The following is a 16,908-nucleotide window of genomic DNA, read 5'->3' on the forward strand; positions in this document are numbered from 1 at the left end:
TTCTATTATTTCCCACTGTAAAACCGCCTGCCAACTTACTATACTAGTAAGAGGGAGGAGATATTGAAATGTTTATTATCGCATGTTTATTGATTATCTTAGGCCTCATGCCTTTTTTATATAAAGCGAACCACAATACAAAAGATGTGAAAGTCAACACGATTTCGGTCGAGCGCGTGCAGGCTCCCGCTTTAAAGAAAAAGCTGAACATTCTTCATCTGTCCGATCTTCATTTAGAAAACATTTCGATTTCACCTGAACGGATTCTTGAACTTGCCAATAAAAAACGAGTGGATCTCATTGCTTTAACAGGAGATTTTCTTGATAGGAAGAGAAATATTCCAAAGCTTGCAAACTACTTAAAAGCTTTGAAAAAACTGAAGCCGGCATACGGGATGTACGCTGTATTCGGCAACCATGACTACCTATTGAAAGACGAACACTTTCGGAAGCTGAAACGTGTACTGGAAGATAACGGATGCATCACCCTACAGAACCAGCATGTCTCCATTGAAGTGGAAGGCGAGACACTCAACATTATCGGGATTGATGATTACAGCACGAAGCGAAGCGATATTGCCGGTTCATATAAAGGGCTTAAAGAGGGCTACAACCTTGTATTGACGCATGATCCGAACGTTGTGCTTGATATGCAGGAATTTCACTTTGACTATCTTCTTTCAGGACATTTTCACGGCGGTCAGATTCATTGGCCGAAGCCTTATCATCTCGTGAAGATGGGAAAGCTTGTGCGAATGAATATGATAAAAGGTCTTCACTACCATCATGACAAACCGTTTTATATCAGCGAGGGATTGGGTCAGACTGGGGCGAACATCCGAATCGGAAGCCGTCCGGAAATGACGTTCCATCACATTTCATAAAAAGAAGAGGCTGTTGCATTTTTTTGCATCAGTCTCTTTTTTATTTATTTCTGCAGATAGGACTTGAACAATTTTTCTTTCGAAATAAACAAATATTGGGAAGGGGGGATTTTGCGAAGAGAAAATTGCTTTGTTGTTAAATATAAGATCGGTATCTGCGTCAGCTTCTTGAACACTCTGTAAAACTGGTTCGCAGGCTCAACCGCTTCAAAACCGAGCCTCTCAACTCCTTTATGCAGCGTAGTGATGCCGATGATGCCTTTAATTTGGTCTGACCGGTGATGATTTTTGATATATTCGGCCAAGATCGGCATTGAAAAATACGCTTTTTGATAAATGAGAATGCCTCTTCTGAAAGCGCTCTCAATATTTTGAAGCTCCTTGATCAGCTTAATATTGTGCAGATGAATTTTGATCAGAACATCGTTTTTCTTAATAACCGTCCCATCGCTTAACACCACATCGATCCCTTTGTACTTTGTTAGACGGACGCGAAAAATGCTCGTTTTCGTTTGGTCAATGAGTGTCAGTCTTGAAAAAAAATAATAAAACGGGTCAATTACACTCCAAATTGACAAAAAACAGTTTCTCAAGTCGTCACTTTCCTTTCCTGAAAAAATACACTTATATTTTGGCTGGATATTTGAAAAATATAAATGGAAAACATTTTTCTTCTGAAATGGAGGATGGAGATGACAAAGATTCTGATTTTCCCTTTTTTAAGCATTTCCACCGGTCATCATCACGTTGCCGATTCGCTGCAGACAGAACTGCTCCTCAAATCCCATCACTGTGAAAAAATCGACATTTTTTCACATGCTTATCGGCGGCTGGAAAAGGCCTCCTCTGCGGCATATTTGTCATGGATTCAGTATTTTCCGAAAGTCTACAGCTCGGTCTATCATCTCCTGGCGTGCGGGCGCCATGAAACGGCAAAGCGCCACCTCTTGTATGAGCTGATCTTTTTGAAAGGCATGCAGCAGATTATTGCAGAAAAAAAGCCTGATATCGTGTTCTGTACGCATGCATTGCCCTCCTATTTGCTGAACCGCTTAAAAGGCCAATTTCCCGACATGAAAGTGGTCAATGTATATACCGATTTTTTCGTCAACCGAATCTGGGGAAGAGAGAAGATTGATTATCATTTCGCGCCGATCAAAGACATCAAAGACCAGCTGATCGCAGAAGGCGTTGATGAAGAGAAAATTTTTCTGACCGGAATACCTGTGCACCGTTCCTATAAAACGGAGAGAAAGCCTGAGCAGGACGGGGACAAAAAAGCGTTTTGCAACATCCTCATAACCGGCGGAAGCATGGGGGTGGGCGGCATTTTTAAACTCGTGCGGGAACTGTCGCCGAACGGGAATGTCGCATACCAAATACTATGCGGAAAAAACCGAAAGCTCTACCGGTATGTTCGTGATTTAAACAATCCATATATTAAAGCGCTGCCTTATATCGAAAGCAAGACTGAAATGAACCGCTTATACGCGGAGGCGTCGGGCATTATTACGAAGCCCGGCGGCGTCACGATCAGCGAGTGCATTGAAAAACAGCTCCCTGTTTTCATCTATCATGCGCTGCCCGGACAGGAAGAGATGAATCTCGATATTCTGAAAAAGAAAAACCTTGTCATCGAACTGAATCAGCAAAAACAGCAGCCGATTGAACAGCAGCTGCTTTCCTTTTTCCGTTCGGATGAAGACATCAGGCGCTATCAAATGAGCGTCGATCAATATTTGCGCGAAAAATCGGACCGTGATTTCAGCGATATTTTAGACGGGATCATTCATAACCGGAGCGGTTTAGGGAATGCTCACGTATAAGGGAGGAGGAAGAACGATGTCTGAGAGCAGCAAGAAATCAGTCGTCATGTTGCTGATCGATTCATTAATGGATGAACCGCTCAAAGAAGCCGTGAAAAACGGACAGGCTCCTGGACTGCAATATTTACTGGAAAACGGGCGTTATGTGCCTGATATGATCAGCCCTTTTCCGACGATGTCTGTCAATGTCGACAGCACATTGCTTACAGGGGTGTACAGCGACCAGCACAAAGTGCCTGGCCTTGTGTGGTACAACGCGAAGGAAAAACGGATTATCAATTATGGCAGCCACATTCGAGAGCTTCTGAAATTAGGCATCAAACAATCCTCCAGAGACGTCTTTTACAATCTGAATCAGGTTCATTTAAGCCAACAGGTGAAGACGCTTCACGAAGAGCTTGACGAAAAAGGAATCGAAACGTGCTCGATCAATGCGCTCTTGCACAGGGGGAGCCGGGACGGCTATTTGCAGATTCCCTTTCTTTTTTCAATGATTTCCGGATTAAACCGGTCAGTCAAAATCAACGCATCCCAGCTGTTTTCGTACGGCGGTTTTTCCAAAGTGAATCCGGCCAACCGCTCGCTTTTCAAAAAATTCGGTTTTAACGACCGATTTTCAACCAATGAATTGGTCTATCTGATTCAAACAAACAAAGTACCGCCTCTTGCGCTCGTCTATTTTCCCGATCTCGACCAGCACGTGCATAAACACGGGAGGAACGACGCAGCGGGGGTGGCGAAAGCCGACCGGCATGTTCAAAGGATTTTAGACAGTTTTTCGTCATGGGAAGCCGCTTTAAAGGATCACATTTGGATCGTGATGGGGGACAACGGACAGGCCTGGATCAGCGGCAATAAAAAAGAAGCATTGATTGATTTGAGAAGCCTTTTGGACGCCTTTCGCATTGTGAAATTAAAGAAAGGTGTGACGGCCGATGACGACATCGTTCTTGCAGTTAACGAAAGAATGGCGTTCATCTATTCGCTCGATAAAGCGAAGCTTCCGCTCAAGAGGATAGCGGACATTCTGCAAAAGGACGAACGGATCGACATCATCTGCTGGAAAAATGAAGCGGATTCAATTGAGGCCGTTTCGGGGGAGCAGCACGGGAAGCTCACATTTCGGCCGGGAGGCAAATGCACGGACGAATTTGGACAAACGTGGACGCTGGAAGGGGATTTACATATTCTCGATTTGACGGTTGAGCAGAACAGCCTGACATACGGAAAATTTCCTGATGCGCTGGCCAGACTGTACGCTTCATTTTTTTCTCATGAAGGCGATTATTTGATCGCCAATGCAAAGCCCGGATACGAATTTATCGGCGAAGGGTCGCCGACGCACGTCGGAGGAGCCAGCCACGGTGCACTGCATAAGCAGGACACCCTCGTCTCCATGATCATCACCGGAACCGATACAATGCCGGCATACAATCGTCTTGTCGATATAAAAGAATGGATCCTCGATTTAGTCAAATCACGGGGAGCGGGGGAATGACTAAAGCCCCCTCCCCGCCATTATGACGGTTGTCTGATGCCTTTGACAAATGCTGCAAGCGCCGAAGCGATCATCACAAAAAGTGAAACTGCCTTTATGATTGTCTGTAAGAGCGCATGTTCTACGACAATGTTGGAGTGCACACATAATGCCAAAATAAATATGGCAATCAATGAACCGTATTTTTCCCCCATAACCGTTTCTCCTTTCGAGCCGTCATCCTCCAAAGAACAGGTCGAGAATGTTTCCGGCGGTTGAAGATTGTTTATTGTACAGCTCTGAATACCCGCAGTTTTTGCAATAAACGACGAGAAAACGGTTATGCTGCACATCGAACAATTTTGACAGGCCGGTGCCGGTCGTCGCGATTTCTTTTTGCCCCGCATCTTTGCTTCCGCACTTGATACATCCTTTATGTTCACGCATGGCGCTTCTCCTTTCGCGATGTAAAATCCAACCAAGTTCATTATAATGGAATGTTCTTCAAAAGAAAATATTTCTCAGGAAATGATCGGCCGGAAAACAAGGAAAATCAGACTGGATCTTTTTGCTTATAAAAGATCCTTATCGACTGGTAATTTTATTTTTGTGCCGCGGAAAACAATTCTTTTAACCTATTCATTCGTCTGGGACCATCCTGTAAGATAAACCTATTACAATATCATCCACTAGAGGAAAATAGTTTTTATTGACTAGGATAAACGAAAGGGGAAGCTGCTTTGAGCGAAGGTTTTTGGGATTCAGTAGGCAACTTTTTGCACATATCCTACACGGAAAATGAACGAAAACGCGATGAGTATAAAAATTTATACGACTATTTATCTGATAAAGAAAGCGATGTCAAGACGAAATTAGCAGAAATTGATGCAAGTTTGAAGGCTTACCACAGCAATCTCCCGGACTTGAAAATCCCTTCACACGAATTTGAGGATACCCGCCATGAAAAGGATGCCAAGCTGAAGGAATTGGTCAAGCATTTTAAAGATATGGTCGATGACATCCAAAGCGCCAAGACGAAGGCGAAAAGCAAGTGGGAGTATTATAAAGCAAAAGCTGAAGCTGAAGAGAAAAAGGCGTAGAGGAGGAACAGCCGAGTCATGGACGGATATGGATACTACAACTATCAAGCGGCGAATCCGAAAGTAAGCGGAGAGACTGTGAAAATTTCACACAATGGAACAATAAAAGCGCATTCCCATGCGAAAGCGATCGAAAAACATGTCGGCGATTCGCTCAAAAAAGCAAAGGAATTGAAAGCGTACGTCGAAAGCGGCAAATGGAGCGGGAAAACCCGCGACGCATTTTTAAGCTACCTTGAGCTGATTATTGAATTGAATGCCGATATGAAAGACGCCTTGAAAGAGCATACCGCTGCATTAGATGCGCTGGAAAAACACATCGACGGTTTTTCGCAGCTCAGTGAAGTGCAGGAAATCAAAAACTTATAACAGGGAAGGAGAATGACATGCAGGTGAAAGCAGATACGCTGTCGGCGGCAGAACTGTATGTTTTAGCAGGAGCAGCCGGAGTTTCCTACATATTCGGTCTTCCGGAACGCGAACAGCTGGCCTTGGTCGAGCCGGATTGTGCAATAAAAGCAAAGGACAGCCTGATTGAAAAAGGCATTCTTTTAAAGGAAGGCAAGCTGACCAAGACCGCTTTTTTTCTGATTAAGCTGCTGCAACATTACCAAGAAAGCGGAGAATACGTGCGCTTTAATAACGTGATGTGCGCATTTCTGCCGGACGACGAGGAGCGCGTTATCGCCCTGACTGAAATAAGCCCGGGCAAAGGGTACACATTAGATTATGTGGAAAAGCGCGAAGTTTATTTATCGCTCATTTCAAAGGTGTCATTTTTAGTAAGGGAGCCGCGTGATCAAGACCGCGCCTTTTTGACAAAACCGATGAGCGCCGCTGAAAAAGCGGAAGTCAGGGCAATGAATCTTGATGAAAAAGAAGTTCTTGCTGTGGAAACGTTCAAGCTAGCCTCACAGCAAAAACCGGCAGACCCCGGCTTCCAGACGACAACACTTTACTTTACAAAAGGCGAAGACTTCATCTCGGTTGATCCTTTAAATGATCGATATGAATGGATCAGCCTTTATATCATGAACAACCGGATCTATGATGCACTGCAGATCAATTTCAGAGCAGGGAGGGCGATGATATGAATGCAGAAGGCGGAGCAGGAGGCGGCGGTACAAACATCCATCTCGAGTTTGAAGAAATGATCACCATTTCCAATAAGCTGAAAAGCATCTGCGATATTTATACAGAAGGGGTTCAGAAGGAAATCAAAAACCTCTCAGAATCCGGTTTTTATAAAGCCGGACAAGCATCAAAAGCGATTGAAAGCTACGCGGATATTCTCGGAAAGACGATGGAGCTGTTTGATAATTACTGTATAGCTTCCCACATTGTCAGTTATGCGATGGAGAAAATGTATGAAACAGATAAAGAGCTCCAAAAACTCTACAAGATTCAGAAATAGAAATGAGGCGATCATCTAAATGGATGTGAAATACGTACCGGAAGAATGGCAGGGCATGAAAGACGGTCTTGATGCGCTGACGGGCGGCCAATACGGCGGCGGTATGAAATCCGGCCTTATAAAACTCAATGATCTCTTGGAAGATATCGAATCCAAAATCAAAGACAAGGACAGCGACAGGTCGATCAGCTTTACCCACACCAGCAAAAAAAGCAAGATCGAGGAACTGTTTAAGGATTATCAAAAGCTGGCCGACTTTTGCCTGAAAGCCGGCAGTTTGGTGGCAGACCACATTGACAGCCCTTTTTATAAAAAAATAGACGCGTTCGCCGAAAAAATGCGCGGACTGACCATACATAATTACACCACCGTAAACCGGATCGGCTCCAAGGAAACCACTTACGTCGGATACGGCATGTCCAAGCAAGCGGTTGAAACCGACAAAGCGAAAGTGAGCGTAAATGATATCTTCAAAGACTCGGAATCGTTTGATCACGTACTGAGCAAAGAATTTGAAGAATTCCAGATCAACCACCCCGACATTGAGTTATCGTATGAAGAATACACGAAAGCGATTGCCTCTTCCCGCGGATTTGAATACGAATCAATCGGCGATGTCCAAAAGAATCAGGAATTATGGCGGGATCTTCTGGCCGGAGCAGGCATTATCGTGCTCACCATCTTTTGCGCACCGGCAGGTCTCACGGTGGCCGTCGCCTACGGAGGAGCCAATATCGCGAGCGCGGCAACAGGAAAAGACTGGATGACGCAGCGGGAGTTAAACACAGGCGAAAGGTTTGAAAGAGGCGTGTTCGGCGCCCTTGACATCATCCCAGGCGCAGCCGCGGCGAAAGGTTCATTTAAAAGCGTAGCCACAATCGGCCAAATTTCAAGCAAAACAGAACATGTGGTACAATCTCTTAAAGACAGCAAAAACATCTGGGCGAACCGCATGAAGGTGAATGGGCTGAAAGCCCAAGACCGGCTCAACGATGCAGGCTTCGCCATTAAAAAACAATTCGCCAAAAGCGCCGACGCCTTGAGCGATATTGCCCGCGGTGCGGAAGCAGGAGCAGGCGGCACCCTCGTCCGAAAAGGGTCCAATTACTCCGCCCACGTCAACGACGCCCATAAGGCTTCGAAAACGAAGATTCAGGATTCGATTCAGCGGGTTGAGAAGGAGATTGAGGCTGGATCCAGCAAAGCTGTTAAAGAAATAAGTAAAGCAGATAAGGCAAAACTGGAAGGCTGGTCTTATCCTCCAAGTGAAGAAAAATATTTAAAATACAAAGAGGTTTATGATAATCCCAAATACTATAATCAAGAGACTGGAGACATCAATTGGCCGCCAAATAACGGATTTGATGGTGAGCCTGTGAAAATGAAACTAGAACAAGGAACCATTATTGATAGATATGGAGGCCCGAATGGAACCTTTGTTTCTCCAGCGGGGATTCCATACGAACAAAGGGCTTTAGCTTTACATAGTGATGATGCACCTTATCATAAATACAAAATATTAATAGAATTTGAAGTCGAAGGTGGGAAAATTGCTCCTTGGTTTGATAGGCCTGGAGGAGGCATTCAATACTTCACAGGAAATACAAAAATTAAGCATTTAGAAACGGGTGAATTGTTCGAAGCTACCGTCGAAAATTTATTGAAATTAGGTTATATAAGGGAAATTAAATAAAAGGGGTGGACTTTTAGTGAATATTAATCAAACACATAAAATTTTGAATAAGTTGGGGAAATCAACTACTCTTGAAGATAGTTGCATTAAAGAGAATGTTGCTCCGTATGAAAATTTTTATATATTGAAGAAAGACAAAGATAAATGGGTTTATGGTTTGTTTATGGTTGAAAGACAAAATAATCCTTATTTGCAAATAACAAAAGAATTTGACAATGAAGTTGAAGGGGCAAAACACTTTTTATTGGATAGGTTATCTTCTTTTTATTTTTTAGAAAAGTTTCAGCTTTTTGTGATGGAACATGAAGAGTTGGATATAGGTGGACCTACATTCGATCAAAGTAAACTTTTTGAAGGCATGTATATATTAGGGATCCCTGCTTCTTTATTTGTTTTGGGACAATCACAAGTAAAAAATAGAGCGATTATGCTAGAGAAGAAAGACGAAACAAGTTCAATTGTCTCTTTTGTCAACGATAAAGGTAATGTGATTCAATCTACAGTAGCAATCCAAAATCAAAGAGCACTGTTTATTGCGTTCAAAAAAGTTTATTTGCTTTATCAATTTGAAAATGAAGTGAAAAACTTGTTGGAAACTGAAGGAATAGCAAATAATTTCTCTGAAGGAGACATAAATACTTTTCTTTCGTAGAATTTTTCATCGGTCACTATAACAGAGGGTTTTGTTTTAATTTAATATCTTTCTGAAAATGAAAAAGGAAACGACAAGTTAGATAGAATAGTTAGTGAATTTTTTAATAATTAATTAAATGGATTTTCTAAACCGAAATTTGAAAAATGAAGAGCAAAAAAACTAAAACGCATGGAAATCGATCTCCATGCGTTTTAAAGATTATCTAACAAAGCAGGTGTGCCAAATGAAAAGACGAACAATACCGTTTCAGTGGAACGAAGATAACCATTTATCTAACTTTAGAAAAAGACTGTACTCCACTATCATTGGCGGAATTATCGGTGATGCACTGGGCGTCCCTGTGGAATTTAAAGCCAGAAACTTAAATATAACTGGAATGACAGGGTACGGGACATATAATCAGCCGCCTGGAACATGGTCAGATGATACATCACTCACTTTGTGTTTAATGGAGAATCTGATCGAAGAAAAAGATGAGACCGAATTGATGAAAAAGTTTGCTGCGTATCGGGAAGGGTATTGGACTCCATACGGCAGCATGTTTGATATTGGCAGAGCCACTGATGATGCAATCGAGCGTTTCAAAAGGGGTGTTCCGATTGAACAATGCGGCGGAGCAACTGAGTTCGATAATGGAAACGGAGCGTTGATGAGAATATCTCCGTTGGCTTTTACACTATGGAACGAATCCGATTTTTCAAAAAGGCAAGCTGAGATCGAACGGTGGGCCTTTATTACACATCGTCATCCCCGATCAACGCTGGGATGCTTCATTTATATAGAATTTTTAATAAACTTATTTGATCATTCTCCTGAAGAGGCATATAAACAAGCTGTTCATTCTTGTCTGGAGAATTTGAGAGGAACCGAGTATGAAAATGAGTTTTCTGCGTATAAGAGGATACTTAATGATGACATTGCGAGAGTTAAAAGAGAAGACATTATGTCAGACGGCTATGTTGTGCACTCTTTAGAAGCGGCATTGTGGTGTTTCCTCAATTCAGACCGTTATTCTGATGCCGTATTGGAAGCAGTGAACCTAGGGGAAGACACAGATACAATTGCCTTTATTACAGGTACGATGGCTGGAATGTATGATCAAATGAAAAGCATCCCGGAAGAATGGATCGCTGCCTTGGCAAGGAAAGAAGACATTCTGGATTTGTCTGAAAGGTTCATTCAGTTCTGCTTTGAAAAATCGGAGCGATAGATTGTCTATGTGAAAAAGAAAATGGCCGGCTGACAGAGCATTTTCTTTTTCACATCAAAAACCACTTGCTTTTCTCCAAAATTCCATCTATAATAAATCATGTCTCAAATATACGGGGCATTAGCTCAGCTGGGAGAGCGCTACACTGGCAGTGTAGAGGTCAGCGGTTCGAGCCCGCTATGCTCCATCTTTAAAACCCTTGATCATTCAAGGGTTTTTTTGTTGCCTTTTTTCGCGAGCCATTTTCCTAGGTTTATGGCCTAGCTGTCCGTACGGTATTTGACGACTGGCCATTTTTCTTTTCGCAGAGCGTTCATCAGCTCAGGGCCTGCATGCAAATGCTCTTCAACCAGTTCTCTCGGAGTCAGCGCCATCCACTGATTTAATGAAATGTCTGCGAAGCGGCTGCTTTTGAATATTTCTAAAAACCACAGGCTTTCGCTGCCTGTATTTTGAATGTAATGTCCCATGGCAAACGGGACATATCCGACATCCCCCGCCCGGTAATTAAAGGTCCGGGCAGTCCCGTTTGCGGCGAATACTGTCATTCGCCCGGTCCCTGAGATATAGTACTGCCATTCATCGTTGTTCGGGTGCCAATGCATTTCCCTCATTCCGCCGGGCTTGACTTCGACAAGCGCGGCGGCGATCGCTGTCGAAATCGGAAAGTTTGAAGAATCAACAATTCGCACCGTTCCGCCGGGTGTTACAATAGGCTTTTGTGCAAACAGCCTGTATGCGAAGCTTTTTGGTACGGTTCCATACGGGTCCGGCACTTTTTGGTTTTCGAGCGGTCCCGGCGCTTTTGCTTGGAAGATGTACCGCTGTTTGTCGGGGATGCGGGCGAAGGCGCTTTCGTGTACACCGAAATTCGCGGCCAGAACATCTTTCGGTGTGTGTGCGAACCAATCGGTAATCGTGAAGGTATCGAACTCGGAGAAGTTCCCGTCATCAAAAACGAGGAGAAATTCGCAGCCATCCTCAAGCCCTTGAATCGAGCGCGGTATTCCGGCGGGAAAGAACCACAAATCTCCGGGGCCGACATCGGCGATAAAGTTTCGGCCGTCCTGATCGACGGCGGTAATGCGCGCATGGCCCAAAATCATGTAAGCCCATTCCGATTGCTTATGCCAATGCAACTCGCGAACCCCGCCTGGCGTCAGCCGCATATTGACGCCGGCAATCGTCGTTGATACCGGCAGTTCCCGGGCTGTTATTTCACGGGACCAGCCGCCATGATTTAACTGCATATGTGTGTCTGAAAAAGAAAACTTTAAATTAGGGATTGCTCCGGCATCTGTTTTTGGAGGAACGAACATGTCGGGATTCTCTAAATCCCGCATCACGTCGCGGGGGCCAAAATCGGTCGCGCCCGCACCATCGTTTCTTATTGGATGCGGCACGTGATTGTACCAAGCTGGAGTCCCGGCTGTTCTTTTCATGCGGAAAGCTCCCTTCACAGGTCGTGTATACCGAAATTTATGACAGGGACGCTTAAAATATATCAAATCGGAGCCTTATTAAGACACTTTTAAAAAACTAGATGGACAGATTTGCATTTCCTTTGGCAGCAGAAGGAAACCTTCGATTTAAAGTCTGCACGGCACGGGCTCCTGCTGTTTGCCTTCCACCGCTAACGATTACTGGCTGAATGATTTCGCCCGAAGCTGAATAAGAATGAGATAGAAAGCATCCGGGCAATTTTCGAACGGCTACATGAAATGAATACTATGGGACAAGAAAGAAGGGAGCGTTGATGAAAAAGCTTTGCCGTGAAGTCTGGGTAGAGGTAAATCTTGATGCGATCAAAAAAAATTTGCGCGCGTTTCGGCGGCATATTCCGAAAAAGAGCAAAATTATGGCTGTCGTAAAAGCGAATGCTTATGGTCACGGATCGGTGGAAGTTGCACGCCATGCACTTGAACATGGTGCGAGTGAGCTCGCCGTTGCCTCGGTGGAGGAAGCGGTCGTTTTACGAAAAGCGGGGATTAAAGCGCCGATCCTTGTGCTTGGTTTCACCCCGCTGAGCTGTGTGAAAGAAGCGGCAGCTTGGAATATATCGTTATCAGCTTTTCAAGTTGACTGGATTAAAGAAGCGAACGAGATATTGGAAAATGAAGCAGATCCTAACCGGCTGGCTGTTCATATCAATGTGGATACCGGCATGGGGCGTTTAGGTGTACGAACAAAGGAAAAGCTTTTAGCAATCGTGGAAGCGCTGACGGCAAGTGAAAACCTCGAATGGGAAGGAATTTTTACGCATTTTTCCACAGCTGACGAACCGGATACTGAGCTAACCATGATTCAACACGAAAAGTTTATCAGCTTTCTTCGCTTTCTGAAAGAACAAGGCTTTAAGCTGCCTACGGTGCATATGAACAATACGGCCGCGGCGATCGCTTTTCCGGAATTCAGCGCTGATATGATTCGCTTAGGCATCGGAATGTATGGATTATATCCTTCCGATTATATCAGGCAGCTTAATCTCGTTAAGCTTGTGCCTGCACTAAGCTTGAAGGCGCGAATCGCTTATGTGAAAACCATGTTGACTGAACCGCGGACGGTTAGTTATGGTGCTACATATGTTGCAGAGCGCGGGGAAGTCATTGCCACAATTCCGGTCGGCTATGCTGACGGCTATTCCCGTGAACTTTCCAACCGCGGTTTTATTCTTCATCGAGGAAGACGAGTGCCGGTGGCGGGAAGAGTAACAATGGATATGATAATGGTCAGTCTGGGAGAGGGTGAAGGTAAACAAGGAGAGGAAGTCGTGATTTACGGCCGGCAAAAGGGAGCAGAGATATCTGTTGATGAAATTGCGGAAATGCTTGATACGATCAACTATGAAGTGGTATCTACCATAAGCTGGCGCGTCCCTCGTTTTTATATAAGAGACGGCGAGATTTTTAAAAAGTCGACCCCGCTGTTATACGTGTAGTTTTCCCATACTCACAGGCCGTTTGCTCGATCATTGATCAAAATAAAAAAGAGCAATTTCTTGACAAAAAAATTTATTTATGCTATAATTTACTAATTAAATATTGGTGTGTATAATAGGATTCTCCTGGCCGGGAGAATCCTATTTTTTTGCGTTTATGAAGGAGTGTCCGACATGAAAAAAGATGAATCGAGTATAACGTCCCTTATTTCGGCTTTTGGCAGAGCTTATCACAGCCAGTATGATGAACCAAAAATCTTTGATGATAATCTGGCCAAATCGCTCATTTCCCAACAAGAATTTGCTGATATCAAAAACAGCTTCATTCAAGGCATACAGTTCTTCAACAAAGCTATAGCGGAAAAATACGAGGGAGACGATGAAGAAATATTAAGATGGATCACACAAGTTCAGCTCTCTCCGACGCCGCTCGCCCGTGCCGCTTATTGCGAAAGAGTGCTGCATCATGAGATTCGGCTTGGGACAGAACAATACGTGATTCTTGGGGCAGGGCTGGATACTTTCTGTTTTCGGAACCTAGAGTTAAAGGACAAAATTGATATCTTTGAAATTGACCACCCAGCGACACAGAAATTGAAAAAGGAAAAGCTGGACAAAGCCGGTTTTCACATCCCGGACCACCTTCATTTTATTCCTTTGGACTTTGCCAAGTCGTTTTCTTATCAAGAATTGGCTGATAAGGGTTTTCATTTTAACAAAAAAACGTTCTTCAGCTTTTTAGGCGTTTCTTACTACTTAACAAAGGAAGAAACCGAAAAACTGCTCGGGGAATTAATGGCTGACCTCCCTTCAGGCAGTTCGATCGTTTTCGATTATGCTGATGAAAACTTGTTTAAAGAGAAAGGCTTCTTCAACAGGGTGGAAAATATGGTAAAAATGGCAGCGGCAGGAGGAGAACCGATGAAATCATGCTATTCGTATCAGAAAATACAGCACATGCTGCAGCAATCCGGACTGCTCGTTTACGAGCATTTATCACCTTCAGATATTCAAGGGCGTTATTTTAAAAATCGAAAAGATGATCTGTCAGCCTTTGAAACGATTCATTACATTCATGCCGTAAAAAAATAAACATAAATCTAGAAAAACGCCCGGGGCCGGGCGTTTTTCCTATTTAAGCCGCGCGGTCGTCTTTCTGTTTTTCTTGGGGGAGTACAAGCTGTTTAGGAGGGCATTTGCGCTGCGTCAATTCGGACACAGCGAAGATCGTCATAAATGCTGTGACTGCAGCCAGCGTCCGGAAAGGAAAGAGGACCGTGCCGTCTTCAATCATCGGATACGGCAGAAGCGGCGGAATGCCGAATGCGGGTTCACCACCGCCGAGCCTCAGAATGACTGCAACTGCAAATCCAGCAATCGACCCGTAAAGATTTGCTCTTTTATAAAAGAGGGCCATTGTTAACTGGGGAAAAAGAATGCAATAAACTAAATCCGAAGCCAAATACCATAAAGTATAAACGCTTTTGACATTCAGCGCGATGACCGCTGCTCCCGCGCCGAACAAAATGATTGAGCGTTTGACGACTTTTTGCAGCTGTTTTTGGGTGGCCTTCGGCTTGATGAGCGGACGGTAAATATTCCATGCGGCCATTGATGATGCCGATAGAATCGATGAGTCCATGCTTGACATGACGGCTGCTGCGATTGCACCCAAGCCGAGGCCTGCGATGATTCCTGGCGTCAAATACGCAAGCGTTTGCGGCAAAATCATCGCCGGGTTATCCGGAGCGCTCGCTCCGAACAGGCTCCAATCGGTACTGTTTCCGGCAGCTCCGATGATTACGCACGGAATGGCGGCAATGATGCAGATCACTCCGGCAATTATCGACTGCCACATGGCGGCGCTTTCCGATTTTGCCGAAAGAACGCGCTGAAAGTACACCTGCCATGCGATACCTCCGAAAATTAAGAGGAGCGCATTATCCCACCAGTTCCAAAACAGGTTTCCCCAATCCGGGTTTTTCCAGCCGTCCAACGGTGGAAGCAGATTGGCGCTGCTGCCGAAATCGTGCCTGTAATTTGCCCATACGCTATCGAGAGCACCGACATTCGACAATACAAATGGGACGACTAAAAACAGCCCGAGCAAAATGACAATCATTTGAAAGACATCTGTGAAAGCAACTGCCCACATGCCTCCGGCCACCGTATAAGCGATGGCGATCATCGCCGAAAGAATAATCGACGTTTGGAAATCGATATTCAGAATCATTCCGAAAGTCGTGCCCAATGCCGTTAAGATCGCGGCGCTCCAAAACAATTCTCCTAACAGCGCCGGTATATATAAAACGCCGGCCATCCGCTTACCGAAGCGCTGTTCGAGAGGATCGATAATGGTCATAAATTGATGACGGCGCATTTTTCTGGCGAAGAAAATACCGCCGATAATCAGGCTCAATGCGTAGCCCCAAGGCGCTTGGGCCCAGATGAGGCCGTCGCTGTAAGTCGATTCGGCCGTTCCGTTAATATATCCGCCGCCGACCCATGTTGCGGCCATCGTCACCATTCCGACGAAAAACGGCATGCTCCTTTTTGCCACGATCATATCGGAAAAAGAATTTGATTTCTTTGCTGCGTAAAAAGCGCCTAAATAATAGGTGAAAGCAAAGAATATCATCATGGAGATAAAGCCGCCCCAATGAATGTCCGCATTCGAAATGCCGATATACGCGAGTATGCCTCCCGCAAACAGCGCAAAAATACCTAATTTGATCCAGTTTTTTTTCTTCTCAGCATAATTCATGTATGCACATCGCCTCCGAAAATATTTTTTGAATTTTCTTGAAATTAAAATATGAAAAAAGGTTTTGCCCCACTCTGGGAAGTATGCAAATTGCTGACTTCAGAGCGGATAAAACCTTTTTATTTCTTGTTATCAATCGGTATAAACTCAAAAATCTCTCCGGATTGGACAGATTTAGCGAGTCTCAGCAGCCAGTCATAATACGGTTTTGAATGTTCAAGCTGGTCATAAAGAGTTCTCGCTTCCTCTTTTATGCTTTCGTCAAGCCCTTCGCTTTCGATGATGTCCTCCAATGCTTTTTGAGCGTCTTGAATAGCCATGAGATTCACTTTGACTTCCCTTTCCCATTTTTTAGGGAAAAAGCTTGTGAAAAATTTGAAGAAATCCTTTTCAGCAACAAAGCTGTGTTTTCTTCTTCCTCTGTGGAATGTCTTTTTGACGACGTTTAAGTCTTGGAGCTTTTTTACGCTTGTGCTCATGCTGGGCTTGCTCATTTGCAGTTCTTCCCGCATTTCGTCCAGCGTCATTTCATCCGAAAGGTACATCGTTCCGTACAAAATGCCCGCACTCCGGGTAATGCCGTACAGATCCATTGTTTCTGCGATTGAATCAATGACAAGATCTTTTGCCTGTGCGATCGTTTCTTTTGCTGAAACATCACGGGGATTGTCCATAACTTGCCTCCTTTCACAGGAGCGGAACATCGGCATTGCAGATTCAATGCCCCCCGAAAAATCGGGGATTGTTCTAAAATCCGCGTTAAGTTTGTTAAGTTATTTCTGTATGTTCTTTATCTTAACGAAAGAAATTGAAATGTCAAAATCAAAAATTTTTTTCAAACGGTCTCAGCCCATGTGAGCTCTGCATTCACATAAAATTCAAAAAAAATAATCAGCCTGATTTGCTTTGACACAAAAAATGGCGCATGATAAATTCAAAGTGTTCAA

At 44.2% G+C, this 16,908-nt stretch carries 18 protein-coding genes and 1 tRNA gene; 13 read left to right on the forward strand and 6 right to left on the reverse strand.

All coding sequences use genetic code 11. The features are described from left to right. Positions 1–68: 68 nt before the first annotated feature. Positions 69–884 carry a metallophosphoesterase gene (locus ACVC9U_RS02905; protein ID WP_003184734.1) on the forward strand — a complete coding sequence of 272 codons (816 nt, stop codon included), beginning with the start codon at positions 69–71 and terminating at the stop codon, positions 882–884. Between the two features lie 44 nt (positions 885–928). Here the strand turns inward: ACVC9U_RS02905 and ACVC9U_RS02910 are convergent, their stop codons facing one another. Next, the gene (locus ACVC9U_RS02910; protein ID WP_016885156.1) at positions 929–1,477 is read right to left on the reverse strand and encodes a YkoP family protein; all 549 of its coding nucleotides are present in this window, start codon (positions 1,475–1,477) and stop codon (positions 929–931) included. 99 nt (positions 1,478–1,576) lie between these two features. Here ACVC9U_RS02910 and ACVC9U_RS02915 point away from each other — a divergent pair, with 99 nt between their 5' ends. Both ACVC9U_RS02915 and ACVC9U_RS02920 read left to right on the forward strand, forming a co-directional pair. Further along, complete coding sequence (locus tag ACVC9U_RS02915; protein ID WP_017474930.1) at positions 1,577–2,710, forward strand: MGDG synthase family glycosyltransferase; 1,134 nt, start codon at positions 1,577–1,579, stop codon at positions 2,708–2,710. Positions 2,711–2,726: 16 nt separating this feature from the next. Next, positions 2,727–4,208 (forward strand): alkaline phosphatase family protein, encoded by a 1,482-nt coding sequence (locus tag ACVC9U_RS02920; protein ID WP_003184728.1) that lies wholly within the window; start codon positions 2,727–2,729, stop codon positions 4,206–4,208. A gap of 20 nt (positions 4,209–4,228) precedes the next feature. On the opposite strand, the gene ACVC9U_RS02925 is transcribed toward ACVC9U_RS02920, so the two are convergent. Further along, entirely contained in the window at positions 4,229–4,402 is a 174-nt protein-coding gene (locus tag ACVC9U_RS02925) for a hypothetical protein (protein WP_003184726.1), read from the reverse strand. A 22-nt stretch (positions 4,403–4,424) separates the two neighbouring features. Beyond that, on the reverse strand, positions 4,425–4,634 hold the full coding sequence (locus ACVC9U_RS02930) for a zinc ribbon domain-containing protein (protein WP_441390112.1): 210 nt from the start codon (positions 4,632–4,634) through the stop codon (positions 4,425–4,427). Positions 4,635–4,927: 293 nt separating this feature from the next. Between ACVC9U_RS02930 and ACVC9U_RS02935 the strand changes: the two genes are divergently transcribed. The 8 genes from ACVC9U_RS02935 (at position 4,928) to ACVC9U_RS02970 (ending at position 10,446) form a co-directional block, all read left to right on the forward strand. Then, positions 4,928–5,287: a hypothetical protein gene (locus ACVC9U_RS02935; protein WP_003184722.1), complete on the forward strand. Its 360-nt coding sequence runs from the start codon at positions 4,928–4,930 to the stop codon at positions 5,285–5,287. Between the two features lie 18 nt (positions 5,288–5,305). After that, a complete protein-coding gene (locus tag ACVC9U_RS02940) occupies positions 5,306–5,656 on the forward strand; it encodes a WXG100 family type VII secretion target (RefSeq protein ID WP_003184720.1) in 351 nt (116 codons plus the stop codon). A 17-nt stretch (positions 5,657–5,673) separates the two neighbouring features. Beyond that, positions 5,674–6,381: a DUF5081 family protein gene (locus ACVC9U_RS02945; RefSeq protein WP_003184719.1), complete on the forward strand. Its 708-nt coding sequence runs from the start codon at positions 5,674–5,676 to the stop codon at positions 6,379–6,381. After that, positions 6,378–6,701, forward strand: a complete 324-nt coding sequence (locus ACVC9U_RS02950) for a hypothetical protein (RefSeq protein WP_441390113.1) — start codon at positions 6,378–6,380, stop codon at positions 6,699–6,701. Before ACVC9U_RS02945 ends, ACVC9U_RS02950 begins: the two co-directional genes overlap by 4 nt. Before the next feature lie 19 nt (positions 6,702–6,720). Then, positions 6,721–8,394 (forward strand): glycohydrolase toxin TNT-related protein, encoded by a 1,674-nt coding sequence (locus tag ACVC9U_RS02955; protein ID WP_075646712.1) that lies wholly within the window; start codon positions 6,721–6,723, stop codon positions 8,392–8,394. Between the two features lie 16 nt (positions 8,395–8,410). After that, positions 8,411–9,046, forward strand: a complete 636-nt coding sequence (locus ACVC9U_RS02960) for a hypothetical protein (RefSeq protein ID WP_025807450.1) — start codon at positions 8,411–8,413, stop codon at positions 9,044–9,046. Positions 9,047–9,272: 226 nt separating this feature from the next. Beyond that, positions 9,273–10,259 (forward strand): ADP-ribosylglycohydrolase family protein, encoded by a 987-nt coding sequence (locus ACVC9U_RS02965; RefSeq protein ID WP_003184713.1) that lies wholly within the window; start codon positions 9,273–9,275, stop codon positions 10,257–10,259. Positions 10,260–10,373: 114 nt separating this feature from the next. Continuing rightward, positions 10,374–10,446 (forward strand) — tRNA-Ala (locus ACVC9U_RS02970). Positions 10,447–10,519: 73 nt separating this feature from the next. Here the strand turns inward: ACVC9U_RS02970 and ACVC9U_RS02975 are convergent. Then, positions 10,520–11,701 carry an oxalate decarboxylase family bicupin gene (locus tag ACVC9U_RS02975; RefSeq protein ID WP_009329445.1) on the reverse strand — a complete coding sequence of 394 codons (1,182 nt, stop codon included), beginning with the start codon at positions 11,699–11,701 and terminating at the stop codon, positions 10,520–10,522. 314 nt (positions 11,702–12,015) lie between these two features. On the opposite strand from ACVC9U_RS02975, the gene alr reads away from it, so the two are divergent. Further along, positions 12,016–13,197 (forward strand): alanine racemase, encoded by a 1,182-nt coding sequence (gene alr, locus ACVC9U_RS02980; protein WP_003184708.1) that lies wholly within the window; start codon positions 12,016–12,018, stop codon positions 13,195–13,197. Between the two features lie 174 nt (positions 13,198–13,371). After that, complete coding sequence (locus ACVC9U_RS02985; protein ID WP_003184707.1) at positions 13,372–14,289, forward strand: class I SAM-dependent methyltransferase; 918 nt, start codon at positions 13,372–13,374, stop codon at positions 14,287–14,289. A gap of 43 nt (positions 14,290–14,332) precedes the next feature. Here ACVC9U_RS02985 and ACVC9U_RS02990 read toward each other — a convergent pair whose 3' ends face one another. Then, positions 14,333–15,961 carry a high affinity choline transporter 1 gene (locus ACVC9U_RS02990; protein ID WP_003184705.1) on the reverse strand — a complete coding sequence of 543 codons (1,629 nt, stop codon included), beginning with the start codon at positions 15,959–15,961 and terminating at the stop codon, positions 14,333–14,335. A 119-nt stretch (positions 15,962–16,080) separates the two neighbouring features. Next, positions 16,081–16,635, reverse strand: coding sequence for a choline uptake/conversion transcriptional regulator CudC (cudC, locus tag ACVC9U_RS02995; RefSeq protein WP_003184703.1), 555 nt, complete (start codon positions 16,633–16,635; stop codon positions 16,081–16,083). Positions 16,636–16,908: the final 273 nt, after the last annotated feature.

The sequence above is a fragment of the Bacillus sp. GM2 genome, from assembly GCF_056155945.1.

Excerpts from the sequence above, each read along its gene's own strand:
- ACVC9U_RS02905 (WP_003184734.1), top strand. The coding sequence starts at position 69 with ATGTTTATTATCGCATGTTTATTGATTATCTTAGGCCTCATGCCTTTT.
- ACVC9U_RS02915 (WP_017474930.1), top strand. The coding sequence starts at position 1,577 with ATGACAAAGATTCTGATTTTCCCTTTTTTAAGCATTTCCACCGGTCAT.
- ACVC9U_RS02920 (WP_003184728.1), top strand. The coding sequence starts at position 2,727 with ATGTCTGAGAGCAGCAAGAAATCAGTCGTCATGTTGCTGATCGATTCA.
- ACVC9U_RS02925 (WP_003184726.1), bottom strand. The coding sequence starts at position 4,402 with ATGGGGGAAAAATACGGTTCATTGATTGCCATATTTATTTTGGCATTA.
- ACVC9U_RS02930 (WP_441390112.1), bottom strand. The coding sequence starts at position 4,634 with ATGCGTGAACATAAAGGATGTATCAAGTGCGGAAGCAAAGATGCGGGG.
- ACVC9U_RS02940 (WP_003184720.1), top strand. The coding sequence starts at position 5,306 with ATGGACGGATATGGATACTACAACTATCAAGCGGCGAATCCGAAAGTA.
- ACVC9U_RS02945 (WP_003184719.1), top strand. The coding sequence starts at position 5,674 with ATGCAGGTGAAAGCAGATACGCTGTCGGCGGCAGAACTGTATGTTTTA.
- ACVC9U_RS02950 (WP_441390113.1), top strand. The coding sequence starts at position 6,378 with ATGAATGCAGAAGGCGGAGCAGGAGGCGGCGGTACAAACATCCATCTC.
- ACVC9U_RS02955 (WP_075646712.1), top strand. The coding sequence starts at position 6,721 with ATGGATGTGAAATACGTACCGGAAGAATGGCAGGGCATGAAAGACGGT.
- ACVC9U_RS02965 (WP_003184713.1), top strand. The coding sequence starts at position 9,273 with ATGAAAAGACGAACAATACCGTTTCAGTGGAACGAAGATAACCATTTA.
- ACVC9U_RS02975 (WP_009329445.1), bottom strand. The coding sequence starts at position 11,701 with ATGAAAAGAACAGCCGGGACTCCAGCTTGGTACAATCACGTGCCGCAT.
- alr (WP_003184708.1), top strand. The coding sequence starts at position 12,016 with ATGAAAAAGCTTTGCCGTGAAGTCTGGGTAGAGGTAAATCTTGATGCG.
- ACVC9U_RS02985 (WP_003184707.1), top strand. The coding sequence starts at position 13,372 with ATGAAAAAAGATGAATCGAGTATAACGTCCCTTATTTCGGCTTTTGGC.
- ACVC9U_RS02990 (WP_003184705.1), bottom strand. The coding sequence starts at position 15,961 with ATGAATTATGCTGAGAAGAAAAAAAACTGGATCAAATTAGGTATTTTT.
- cudC (WP_003184703.1), bottom strand. The coding sequence starts at position 16,635 with ATGGACAATCCCCGTGATGTTTCAGCAAAAGAAACGATCGCACAGGCA.